The sequence below is a fragment of the Solicola agrisoli genome, from assembly GCF_049059935.1.
Lineage (GTDB): Bacteria > Actinomycetota > Actinomycetes > Propionibacteriales > Nocardioidaceae > JAURVT01.
The window spans coordinates 1-11,573 of record NZ_JBMGQR010000102.1 but is presented as its reverse complement, the minus strand read 5'-3'; the positions used below and the strand labels follow the sequence as shown (position 1 = coordinate 11,573).

Annotated in this window: 10 protein-coding genes and 1 pseudogene; 7 read left to right on the top strand and 4 right to left on the bottom strand. The window is 69.5% G+C overall.

The genetic code is table 11. The features are described from left to right. Positions 1–225 precede the first annotated feature (225 nt). Complete coding sequence (locus ACI6PP_RS21480; protein WP_421113749.1) at positions 226–2,736, bottom strand: bifunctional FO biosynthesis protein CofGH; 2,511 nt, start codon at positions 2,734–2,736, stop codon at positions 226–228. A gap of 350 nt (positions 2,737–3,086) precedes the next feature. Between ACI6PP_RS21480 and ACI6PP_RS21475 the strand changes: the two genes are divergently transcribed. From ACI6PP_RS21475 to ACI6PP_RS21465, 3 genes and pseudogenes are all read left to right on the top strand, one after another. Then, positions 3,087–3,692: a hypothetical protein gene (locus ACI6PP_RS21475; protein ID WP_421113748.1), complete on the top strand. Its 606-nt coding sequence runs from the start codon at positions 3,087–3,089 to the stop codon at positions 3,690–3,692. Positions 3,693–3,910: 218 nt separating this feature from the next. Further along, positions 3,911–4,060 (top strand): annotated as a pseudogene (locus ACI6PP_RS21470) (4a-hydroxytetrahydrobiopterin dehydratase); the annotation flags it as partial. Between the two features lie 146 nt (positions 4,061–4,206). Then, positions 4,207–4,509, top strand: a complete 303-nt coding sequence (locus ACI6PP_RS21465; RefSeq protein ID WP_421113750.1) for a VOC family protein — start codon at positions 4,207–4,209, stop codon at positions 4,507–4,509. 181 nt (positions 4,510–4,690) lie between these two features. On the opposite strand, the gene ACI6PP_RS21460 is transcribed toward ACI6PP_RS21465, so the two are convergent. From ACI6PP_RS21460 to ACI6PP_RS21450, 3 genes are all read right to left on the bottom strand, one after another. After that, on the bottom strand, positions 4,691–5,575 hold the full coding sequence (locus ACI6PP_RS21460; protein WP_421113747.1) for a DUF4394 domain-containing protein: 885 nt from the start codon (positions 5,573–5,575) through the stop codon (positions 4,691–4,693). Positions 5,576–5,714: 139 nt separating this feature from the next. After that, on the bottom strand, positions 5,715–6,899 hold the full coding sequence (locus ACI6PP_RS21455) for a DsbA family protein (RefSeq protein WP_421113746.1): 1,185 nt from the start codon (positions 6,897–6,899) through the stop codon (positions 5,715–5,717). Positions 6,900–7,041: 142 nt separating this feature from the next. Beyond that, the gene (locus ACI6PP_RS21450; RefSeq protein WP_421113745.1) at positions 7,042–7,200 is read right to left on the bottom strand and encodes a hypothetical protein; all 159 of its coding nucleotides are present in this window, start codon (positions 7,198–7,200) and stop codon (positions 7,042–7,044) included. 203 nt (positions 7,201–7,403) lie between these two features. On the opposite strand from ACI6PP_RS21450, the gene ACI6PP_RS21445 reads away from it, so the two are divergent. From ACI6PP_RS21445 to ACI6PP_RS21430, 4 genes are read left to right on the top strand one after another with little or no spacing between them, the layout of a single operon-like run. After that, positions 7,404–7,766, top strand: a complete 363-nt coding sequence (locus tag ACI6PP_RS21445) for a GNAT family N-acetyltransferase (protein ID WP_421113743.1) — start codon at positions 7,404–7,406, stop codon at positions 7,764–7,766. A gap of 51 nt (positions 7,767–7,817) precedes the next feature. Beyond that, on the top strand, positions 7,818–8,324 hold the full coding sequence (locus ACI6PP_RS21440) for a 2Fe-2S iron-sulfur cluster-binding protein (protein WP_421113742.1): 507 nt from the start codon (positions 7,818–7,820) through the stop codon (positions 8,322–8,324). Then, a complete protein-coding gene (locus ACI6PP_RS21435) occupies positions 8,321–9,313 on the top strand; it encodes an FAD binding domain-containing protein (RefSeq protein ID WP_421113741.1) in 993 nt (330 codons plus the stop codon). The genes ACI6PP_RS21440 and ACI6PP_RS21435 overlap by 4 nt, the downstream gene beginning before the upstream one ends. Then, the gene (locus ACI6PP_RS21430) at positions 9,310–11,397 is read left to right on the top strand and encodes a xanthine dehydrogenase family protein molybdopterin-binding subunit (protein ID WP_421113740.1); all 2,088 of its coding nucleotides are present in this window, start codon (positions 9,310–9,312) and stop codon (positions 11,395–11,397) included. Before ACI6PP_RS21435 ends, ACI6PP_RS21430 begins: the two co-directional genes overlap by 4 nt. Positions 11,398–11,573 lie beyond the last annotated feature (176 nt).

The window sequence follows — 11,573 nt, the reverse complement described above, 5'->3', positions numbered from 1 at the left end:
TCACGCGGCCACTTGGTTCACTGCTACTCGCACTCTCCTGCGCTGACGCTCGCGAGAGCACGCAGGCGACGAAGGATTTCCTACTGGGTGGCAATGTCGGATTGGTGACGCTCACGCCGAAGTCTCGGTGCGCGTTCCCGTCGCGGGTCGGGCCTGCGGAGGATGATGTGGGGTGTGTGCGCTTATTCCTCACGGTGGAAATATTGGTGATCCGTAAACAGGAGTTCACGATATTGCAGGGGTGGGATGCGGCACCGGGCCGTAGTCGGTGGTGCGCTGGCGTGCGGGCCGTCCGGCGGCGGCGGCCATGTCGTGCAGCTGCCGGACGCTCTTGCGTGACCCGTTGGTGGAGCCGGCCATGCGGCTGATGGTCTCCTCCATCAGGGTGCCGCCGAGGTCGTTGACGCCACCGTGCAGCACCTGGGTGCACTGGTCGGGGCCGAGCTTGACCCAGGAGGTCTGGATGTTGTCTACGAGCCCGTGCAGCATGATCCGCGCCATCGCGTGGACGGCGCGGTTGTCTCGCACCGAGGGGCCTGGGCGTGCGACGCCGGCGAGGTAGATGGGCGAGGACTGGTGCACGAAGGGCAGCGGGACGAACTCGGAGAACCCGCCGGTCTCGGCTTGGAGGGCGGCCAGGGTGCGGAGGTGTTCGACCCAGTGCCGGGGGTGGTCAACGTGCCCGTACATCATCGTGGCCGTCGTGGGCAGGCCGACCGAGTGCGCGGTCGTGACGACGTCGATCCACTGCGCGGTGGGCAGCTTGCCCTTGGTGAGCACCCAACGGACGTCGTCGTCGAGGATCTCGGCGGCCGTGCCGGGCAGGGAGTCGACGCCGGCCTCCTTAAGCGAGAGCAGGAATTCCCGGACGGACAGACCCGTGCGGGCGACGCCGTTCATCACCTCCATGGGCGAGAAAGCGTGCACGTGCAGGGACGGCTCGGCACCCTTGACCGCGCGTGCGATCTCGGCGTAGGTGGTGCCAGGGAGCTCGGGGTCGATGCCGCCCTGGAGGCACACCTCGGTGGCACCCACCTCGACGGCCTCGTGGGCGCGGGCGACGATCTCGTCCAGGCCGAGGGAGTACGCGTCGGCGTCGGACTTGCGCTGCGCGAACGCGCAGAAGCGGCAGCCGGTGTAGCAGACGTTGGTGAAGTTGATGTTCCGGTTGACGACGTAGGTGACGGTGTCGCCGACGGTGTCCCGGCGCAGATCGTCGGCCAGGCGCGCGACGGCGTCGATGGCCGGTCCCTCGTCGGCGGTCATCAGCATCAGCGCGGCGGCTGCGCTCATGCCCGATGTGCGGCGCTCGGCCTCGCGGAGCGCGGCCGAGACGTCAGAGTCGAGACGCTGCGGGCGGGCGTCGGCGGCGACCTTCTCGCGCAACACGCCCCAGTCGCCGTACACGTCCTCGAAGTCCGACCGGCGGTCGTCGCTACGACCGTCGGTGTCCACCGCGGTGTGCAGGTCGGACCGTCCGGTGGTCTCCGAGCCGCCGTCGGGCTCCTGCCACGGCAGGCCGACGGCGAGCGCCGTCTCATCGGCAAGACCGTCGGGTCCTGCCAGGGCCCGGACGTGGGCCGACAGCCGCGGGTCCAGCCACGGAACGTCGAGGTAGGGCGGGTGGGCGGTGAGCCGCTCGCGCAGCGTCATGCCCGCGCCGGCGACCAGGGTGCGCAGCGCGCCGATCTCGGGCCACGGACGCTCGGGGTTCACGTGGTCGGGCGTCAGCGGGCTGATGCCGCCGAAGTCGTCGATCCCGGCGTCGAGCAGCAGGCGGCACTCGGCGAGGTCCACCAGGTTCGGCGGGGCCTGGACGCGCGCGGACGGGCCCATCACGACGCGCGTGGTGGCGATCGCGGCGAGGTACTCCTCCAGCGGCAGGTCCGACGCGTGGCGCATCGCGGTGTCGGGCTTGGCCCGGAAGTTCTGAACGATCACCTCCTGGATCCCTCCGTACTGCCGCGCGATTCGGCTCAGGGCGACCAGGGACTCGGCGCGCTCGTCGAGGTGCTCGCCGATGCCGATAAGCAGCCCGGTGGTGAACGGGACGTTGAGCCGTCCCGCGTCCTCGAGGACGCGCAGGCGCACCACGGGCTCCTTGTCGGGCGACCTGTGGTGGGCGTTGCCCTTCTCGGTAAGCCGCGTCGACGTGGTCTCGAGCATCATGCCCATGCTCGGGGCGACCGGCTTGAGGCGCGCCATCTCCGACCACGACATGACGCCGGGGTTGAGGTGGGGCAGCAGGCCGGTGCGCTCCAGCACGAGCACGCTCATCGCGCGCACGTACTCCAGGGTGCTGTCGTAGCCGGCCTCTTCGAGCCATGTCCGGGCCTCGGGCCACCGGTCCTCCGGGCGGTCACCGAGCGTGAACAGGGCCTCCTTGCACCCCAGCGCGGCCCCCTGCTCGGCGGTGGCAAGGACCTCGTCGGGACTCAGGAAAGCTGGGCGACCCTGGGTGGGCGGGGTGACGAACGTGCAGTAGTGGCACCGGTCGCGGCACAGACGCGTGAGCGGGATGAAGACCTTCTTGCTGAAGGTGACCATCGCCGGCCGCCCCGCCGCGACGAGCCCGGCGTCGCGCACCCGCCTCGCCACCGCCGTCAGCCGGTCGAGCTCTGGACCGCAAGCCGCGAGCAGTGCGGTGATCTCGGGCAGATCGAGCGTCTTGCCAGCCTCAGCCCGCGACACTGCCCGGGCTGTTTCACGGGCATGGGGGGACGGTCTGGCGCGCACCGGACAAGTTTGCCCGCGTAGGCGCCGGGGCGCCTAGTGATCTCGAAGCTCAACAGCTCGCCGACCAGCGCACCCTGATCGCGGCCCCAAGTAAGGTCCCGGATTTACCAGGGGCGGCGCCCACGTCGCGTGCCGGGGGAGGAACCCTGACCGGGACCGCGCACCCGCCTACACTCGCGGACGTTCCGCAGGGGTCGTCATGCCAGGTGTGGTCGTCGCGGGACGGGCATTCGAGGAACAGAGAAGTTCGGAGGATTGGGACAGTCACCGAGCAGGACTCGCGGAGGCGCGTCCTATCTTCGGCGTGCTGGGGCCGTCCGGGTCGGCCCCAGCGTTCTCGGGGAGGGACGATGAGCGAGACGTCAGACGAAGCGGCTGCCCGCCGCAGGCGCATCAAGGTTTTGAACGTGATCGCCGTGGTTGTCTCCGTAGCGCTCGTCATCTTCCTGCGGTTTGGGCTCACACACCTCCCAGAGTCCGCGCAGTGGCCGATCATAATCATCGTCCTCGTCGGGATAGTCGTGATGCTGGCGGTGTTTGTCGTGCTCATTCGGCGCCAGTGGGGAGCGGATTTTCGTCGCGCGGTGCTAACGGGAGAGGTCGCACCCGACGCGAACCGCGCGGAACTGAGGCGCGACCTCGAGAAGGCCCGGCCGAACAAGACGTTCGTGTTCGTGCAGTCAGTCGTAGCGGTCGCAGCAGGGATCGCGCTCGCGGTAGGTGGACTAGTCGCCGGCATCTGGTGGCTGAGCCTCATTGGGCTCGCCATTGCCATACCCATGCCGGTCCTGCTCGTCTACACACGGAAGCGTCGACACAACTTGGACCAAGCCCTGGCCGCTCTAAAGAGCTGGCACCCTGAACACGAGCCTCAGCCGGATCGTCATGCGGAGCGCGACCAAAGCGGTGTCCCCCACTGGTGGGTCGGTCTTGACTGGTCGGTCAAGTGGATCTAAGTCGGTGGTTCTCCCCGAACGGGATTTTTCGGCAGCGTGTCGGCGGATCGTGCCACGATCAGTCCACCCGACGGCCGCAAGTTGCTTGGCCGTCCGGGCAAGGTTCGGACCCACGCTTGGAGGTGAGCCGAGGTGGACTCAACGACGACACCACGCCCGACCCGACGCACACGCTGACGGAGCTGGAGCTGGTCGAGGAAGGGCTCGAAGACTGGCGGATGCTGATCGACCGGCTGCACGCCAGCTTCGACACCGGCGACTTCGCCACCGCGGTCCGGCTCGTCGACGCGATCGCGGTCGCCGCCGAGCAGGCGGACCACCATCCCGACCTCGACCTGAGCCACGGGCGGCTCGACATCCGGCTGATCACCCACGACACCGGCGGCGTCACCTCGCGCGACGTGGCACTGGCACGCACGATCAGCAACCTGGCCCACGACCTCGGCGGGGTCACACCGCGCCCGGAGCGCACCAGTGTCCTCGAGCTCGGACTCGACTCGGCCGATGAGGCCAGATCAGGCCGTTCTGGGCGGCCCTGCTCGACTACGACACGGTGGAGGCATGGGGCGAGCTGCAGCTCCGCGATGCCACCGGGCGCCGCGCGTCGATCTGGTTCCAGCCCACCGAGACCCACGACGTCCCGCGGCAGCGCTGGCACCTCGACCTGCGAGTCCCGCCCGAGGTGATCCAGACCCGCATCGCCGCCGCGCTCAAGGCCGGCGGCGAGCTGGTCGACGACACCGCTGCCCCGGCGTTCTGGGTGCTTGCCGACCCCCAGGGCAATCGCGCATGCTTGACGACGTGGCAAGGGCGCTAGCCCGAAATGACCAGCGGCCGGCGCCGGTCAAGGATCGTCTCGAGGACGCTGTGCTTCGTGCAAAGTGTTTACGCGCTGTCGTGGGCAACCCGTCACCTGATGAGTTGGGCGGTCTGCCCGACTTTTGAGGTGTTGCCACGGTGGTGGGGCGGTGGGGCCTCACCACCGTGGCGTGGGGTGTTCAGCGTCCGGTGGGTGCCGCGATGTCCTTGATCTTCTTGGCCTTGATCTGCACCTTCTGCAGGACGCCGGCGTCGTTGATGTTTCCCTCAGGGATGTTGACCCGGTAGATCCTGGTCTGGTCGCCGCTGGTGTTGGAGATGAGTGCGACGTTCGTTCTGCCGCCGAGGGTGGCGATGTCGTAGCCGGTCTTGCCGCGGACGTCGACGGTGTAGCCCTCGGTGTTGAGGGTGCCGTCGTCGGCGGGGTCGAGGCTCTCGATGGTCTGGTTGACGGCATTCAGGGTGTAGCCGACGGTCTGGGACGCACCTTTGGCGCTATTGGTGAAGGCGAGGGCTGGCACGCGGGGGATGACGACCTCGTACTGGTCACCGCGGGCGTTGTGGAGCGTGCCGTCGACGACGGTCAGTCCGGTGTCGACGTTCACGCGCACGTTGTTGCGGTTGACGTCGACCACGCGCATGAGACCGCTGACGGGGTCGAAGTCGGTGCCCAGGCTCGAGGCGGTGGAGGTGACGGCGCGGCCGCTGGCTGCGATGAGTGTGTGTGAGGCGTACGTGCGGCCCGTTGCGGGGCTGATCTTGACCACCCGCAGGGCGCCGTTGGACCGCTGCACCAGGCCGTAGAGCTTGTTGTTGGCGGGCCGGTAGTCGATGCCGACGACGTCCTCGCTGCTGGCGATGCCCTTGATGGCCTTGGTTCTCGATGCTTTGCCCTTGCCGGTGTCGATCGAGGTGAGGCCGTTGGAGGTGGTGAGCCCGACGACCCTGACCGCCGGGCTCAGGTGTGTCGGCACCGGCGGGGGAGCGGCGAGAGCGCTGGGAGCGGCGATGGCGACCAGGGTGCCCGCGAGGGCGGATGCGGCGAGCTTGCCGATGACGTGCATGTGGTTCTCCTGTTGGCGAAGCGTGAAGTCGAGGTGGCTTCATCGGTTCGATGGCTCACCCGGCCACTTGGTTCACTGCTACTCGCACTTTCTTGCGCCGACGCTCGCTCCGAAGTCCCGGTGGGCGTACCCCTAGTGGTCACGTTCCGCGCGAAGGTTGCTCGTGCGTTTTTAGATGATTTTGGATGATCTCAAGCACTTGGTCTGGGTCGCTGGCGGTTTGAGGGTCCAATTGCTCGTTTTGCACGGTGATCCTGGGGAGATTCAGGATCCCGCTGTTGCGAGCTGCGGCGGTAGCTGCGTCGACCCAGGGGGCGAAGCGTCCAGAGATAACGTCTGGTTCGATGTCGCGGCGGGCGATGCCCGATGCCATTCGCAGCGCCCACGCGGGAGAGCCGCTGAGACCAAGCGGGCCTCCGACCATGTGGTGGAGTCTGTGGAGGCCGTCGGATCCGACGGCGTCAATGACGCAGGCCGCGACTTGAGCGAACCGGTGGGACTCGTCGTCGCCGTAGGCGACGAGTCGATGCTCCACTGTCAGTTGACCGGTGGTGATGAGAGTGAGCAGGCGAGGCATGACTGTGGTGTGGAAGATCTCGCAGCCCGGGTCTGCCATGTCCTCGTAGATCACCACAGGCAAGGCATCGGCCGGTATTCGCATGCCGGCGCTGCCAGGTCTCCCGCCTCTCATCGCGACGACGTCGAAGATGGTCCCGAAGTCGGCTGTGGTGCCACTGGGTGCGCCGGGCGGTGTAGCCGCCGGCGGCACCGGTTGCGGTGTTGCGGCGATCGTCTGTGCTCTCGGGTCGTGCCGGTAGCGGGCGTAGGCGCTTCCGACTCGGATCACGACGTCGTCGGCGGCCGGCGCGGGCCACAGCTGCAGGAGATAGGAGTCGAGCTCGGCCCGACCTGTTCGGGTGTCTGCTGCGTGAGCGGCATCCATGCCCGTTGCGGACAGGCGGGCCCGGTACGAGCCGGTGGGAAGCGTCACCGGCGTCGAGTCGTCGAAGGTCGCAAGGACGAGGTCGGTCGATTCGGTGGTCAGAGACGCCTCGACCACGTCCTCAAACCGCTCGACCGTTGCTGGCTCGGTGTCGTGCAGTTCCACCAGGACGGGCACCGCCCCGGTGTGTAGACCGGTTTGGAACGTCAGCGAGCCGGTATTGGACGCACCAAGCAGCCCATTGCGTTGGCCCAAGAAAGCGTCGGCGAGGTCAGGCAGGTTTACCCCTGAGGTCAGATGCACAAAACCGTAATGCACGTGAGTGTCCCCGTCGTAGAGCACCTGAACGCTGCTCTCACCGCTGTTCGGGTCACCAGTCATGACGGAACGGTAGCCGTTGGCAGGCCCGTCCACGACCCCATCGGGGCGGCGCTAGACCCACAGAGAAAACCTCGACTGTCACGTGTCGCCTGGGGATCGTCACCCGGAGCGCGATGACCGCGGGATCGACTACGGCTTGCGGTCACGCATCGACGCCAAGCAGGCCCGAGCCACGCCACACACAGGAAAGATCCAATTGCAACCAGAAGGCATCGTTCCACACCGCGCCAATTGGCGTTTGGGCTCGCACCACGCTGACGATGCCGCCAGACGCCATGAACAGTGCGGTGGCAACCGCCACCGCCAACTTCCACCCGCGAAGAAGTCCAGAACGCACCAGACGGGGTCGATTTGACTGCAGTCACTGGAACCGACTCGCCGTAGGCGCCCCCTTGCTCCTCCACGGCACCTCTCAGCACGTCTGCAAACGCTTGTGCTCGTGGCACGAGGAACACCCCGGTCTCGCCGTCGCGAGTACCGACGTGCAGCCGCTTCCGCGGCACCATGCCTGCGCGACGGACCGACACCTCAATAGTTCCCCGGACCGGGGCTCTGTACACGACCAGCAGCCCGTTCCGCGCCGTGCCCGCCTACGTCACCTCGGTCGAGACGTCGGTGTACCTGCACCCAGACGCGGCCGGTCACGGGGCGGGCAGCGATCTGTACGGCGCCCTGCTCGCCGAGGTCGACGCTGCGGGTGTCCACCGCTGCTTCGCCGGGATCGCCCATCCCAACGAGGCGTCGGTCCGCCTGCACCTGCGGCACGGGTTCGAGCACGTCGGCACGTTCGACGAGGCCGGCTTCGGGCTCGGCCGCTTCTGGGACGTGCACTGGTACCGCCGGACCCCGCCCGCGCAAGCCAGGTGAGCCACACCTTTCGTTCGGTGGCGGGGGACCGTCGCGCCTAGCGTCGAGCGCATGGAACGCGATCTCACCTGGCGGGTCGACGGCACCGAGCACACGCTCGCCGTCGACACCCGCACCACCGTCCTGGACGCCCTGCGCGACCGCCTCGGCAACACCTCGCCCAAGAAGGGGTGCGACCACGGCCAGTGCGGTGCCTGCACGGTGCTCGTGGACGGCCGGCGCGAGCTGAGCTGCCTCAGCCTCGCCGTGATGCACGACGGCTCGCAGATCACCACCGCGGCGGGCCTCGTCGACGGCGACGAGCTGCACCCCGTCCAGCAGGCGTTCGTCGACCACGACGGCTTCCAGTGCGGCTACTGCACGCCCGGCCAGATCTGCTCGGCCGTCGGCATGCTCGACGAGGTCAAGGCCGGCCACCCGAGCGCGGTGTCGGACGACCTCGAGGCCGACATCGACCTCGACGAGGACGAGATCCGCGAGCGCATGAGCGGCAACCTCTGCCGGTGCGGCGCCTACACCAACATCGTCGCCGCCATCGAGGAGGCAGCCCGCGCATGAAGCCGTTCGCCTACGACCGCGCCACCGACGCCGACGGCGCCGTGGCCACCGTGACCGCCGACCCCGACGCGATGTTCGTCGCCGGTGGCACCAACCTCGTCGACCACCTCAAGCTCGGCCTCGTCACGCCCGAGCACCTGGTGGACGTCTCCCGTCTGCCGCTCGACCAGGTCACCGAGCAGGAGGGCGGCGGGCTGCGCATCGGGGCCACCGTCCGCAACTCCGACCTCGCCGCGCACCCGCTCGTGCGTCAGCTCTACCCGGTGCTGAGCCACGCGCTGCTCGCCGGCGCGTCGGGTCAGCTGCGCAACGTCGCCACGACCGGCGGCAACCTGCTGCAGCGCACCCGGTGCGCCTACTTCCAGGACGTCACGGCCGCCTGCAACAAGCGCGAGCCCGGGGCGGGCTGCGCCGCGCTCAGCGGCTGGACGCGCTACCACGCGATCCTCGGCACCTCCCAGGACTGCCAGGCCGCGCACCCGTCCGACATGGCCGTCGCGATGGTCGCCCTGGACGCCGAGGTCGTCGTCCTCGGGCCCGGCGGCGAGCGCCGCGTCGCGCTCGAGCACTTCCACCGCCTGCCCGAGGACCGCCCCGACCTCGAAACCGTCCTGGAGCACGGCGAGCTGATCACCGCCGTCGAGCTCCCGCCGCTGCCGATGGCCCGGCGGTCCGCCTACCGCAAGGTGCGCGACCGCGCGTCGTACGCGTTCGCGCTGGTGTCGGTCGCCGCCTCGATCGAGGTGCGCGACGGCGTCGTCCAGGACGTCCGACTGGCCCTCGGCGGGGTGGGCACGCGGCCGTGGCGCGCCCGCGTCGCCGAGCAGGCCCTGATCGGCGGACCGGCCACCGAGGCGGCGTTCGCCGACGCCGTCCAGGCCGAGCTCGCCACCGCGAGCCCGACCGAGGACAACGCCTTCAAGATCCCCATGACCCGCAGCACCGTCGTCGCCGTGCTGAACGGCCTGGCGGGGGAGGAGACCCGATGACGCAGCTCGAGACCAGCGAGATCGGCACCGCGCGCACCCGTGCGGACGCGTGGGGCAAGGTCACCGGCACCGCCGCCTACGCCTACGAGCACCCGGTCGACCAGGCCACCTACGGGCACCTGGTGCTGAGCAGCATCGCCCGCGGCCGCGTCACGGCGATCGACACTACCGAGGCCTTCGCGCAGGGCGGCGTCCTCGACGTCGTCACGCACGAGAACGTGCACCCGCTGGCCGACACCTCCGACACCGAGCTGTCCGTGCTGCAGTCCGACCAGGTCGGGTTCCGCGGCCAGATCGTCGCGATCGTGGTCGCCGAGGACCCCGAGACGGCCCGCGAGGCCGCCCGGCTGGTGCAGGTGACCTACGACGAGCAGCCCCACGAGGCCGTCCTCGACGCCGGGTCGGCCGACCTCTACGCACCCGAGCAGGTGAACCCCGCGTTCGAGACCGACACCGACACTGGCGACGTCGAGGCCGCGCTGGCCGCCGCCGCGTTCACCGTCGACGCCGTCTACGAGACGCCAGTGCAGCACAACAGCCCGATGGAGCCGCACCAGACCGTGGCGACGTGGGACCGGCACGACGGTCGCGACCGCCTCGTGCTGCTCGACTCGACGCAGGGCGTGCACCCCGTGCGGACGACGCTCGCGCCGCTGTTCGCGCTCGACGCCGACCAGGTGGAGGTCGTGGCGCCGTTCGTCGGCGGAGGCTTCGGCTCCAAGGGCATGCCGCACGCGAACGTCGTCGCCGCCGCGCTGGCGGCCAGGCACACGCACGGCCGGCCGGTGAAACTGCCGCTGACCCGCCAGCAGACGTTCACGCTCGGGGGCCACCGCACGCCGACCGTCCAGCGCGTGCGCCTCGGCGCCGACGCCGACGGCCGCCTCGCCGCCACCTGGCACGAGGTGGTCGAGCACACCTCGCGCGTCAAGGAGTTCGCCGAGCAGACGGCCGTCGCCACCCGCCTGATGTACGACTCGCCGAACCGGCGCACGTCGCACCGCCTGCACGCGCTCGATGTGCCCGTCGCGTCGTGGATGCGGGCACCGGGCGAGGCGCCCGGCTCGTTCGCGCTCGAGCTCGCGATGGACGAGCTCGCCGTGGCGACGGGCGTCGACCCGGTCGAGCTGCGTGTGCGCAACGACCCCGAGAGCGACCCCGAGTCGGGCAACCCGTGGTCGCAGCGTCACCTGGTCGAGTGCCTGCGAGAGGGTGCCGACCGCTTCGGCTGGCAGACCGGGGTACCGCCGCGCACGCGGCGCCAGGGCCGCTGGCTGGTCGGCCAGGGCGTCGCCAGTGCCACCTACCCGCTGAACGTCATGCCCGGCAACGAGGCCGAGGTCGAGGCGCTGGCCGACGGCCGGCTCGCCGTCAGCATCGGCGCCGTCGACATCGGCACCGGCGCCCGGACGATCCTGGCGCAGATCGCGGCCGACGCGCTCGGCTGCCCGGTCGGCTCGATCGACCTGCGCATCGGCGACACGACGCTGCCGTTCGCCACCGTGGCCGGCGGGTCCGCCGGCACCACGTCGTGGGGCACCGCGATCGTCGCCGCGGGCCGTGCGTTCCGCGAGCAGCACGGCGACTCACCCGCTCCCGGCTCGGTGACGCGTGCGGGCCAGCCCAAGAACCCTGACGCCGAGTCGTTCTCGATCCACTCCTTCGGTGCGCACTTCGTCGAGGCGCACGTCGACGCGCACACCGGCGAGGTGCGGGTGCCGCGCATGGTCAGCGTCTTCTCGGCCGGTCGGATCATCAACCCGACGACCGCGCGGTCGCAGCTGCTCGGCGGCATGGTCATGGGCCTGTCGGCCGCCCTGCACGAGGAGACGGTGATCGACCCCAGCGGTCTGATGCCCAACCACGACCTCGCGCAGTACCACGTCGCGTCGCACGCCGACATCGGCCACCTCGAGGCGCACTGGCTCGACGAGGTCGACGTGCACGCCAACCCGATGGGCTCCAAGGGCATCGGCGAGATCGGCATCGTCGGCGCGGCGGCCGCCGTCGCCAACGCGACATTCGATGCCACCGGCGTCCGCGTGCGCAGCCTGCCGCTGACCGCCGACAAGCTGGGCGGTTGAGGATTACACCGATCGGCGCGCCGGACCTATTGACCGACAGGGTCCAGTGCGCATTTGCACTGAAGAGGTTCAGGTCGCGTTACATGGCGTAAGTGTGAATGGCTCGTCGCCTTCGGAACTCAAAATCGCGGCGCCATCCGACTCAAGCGACTCAACGCTCGACGCAGCAGCGTCCA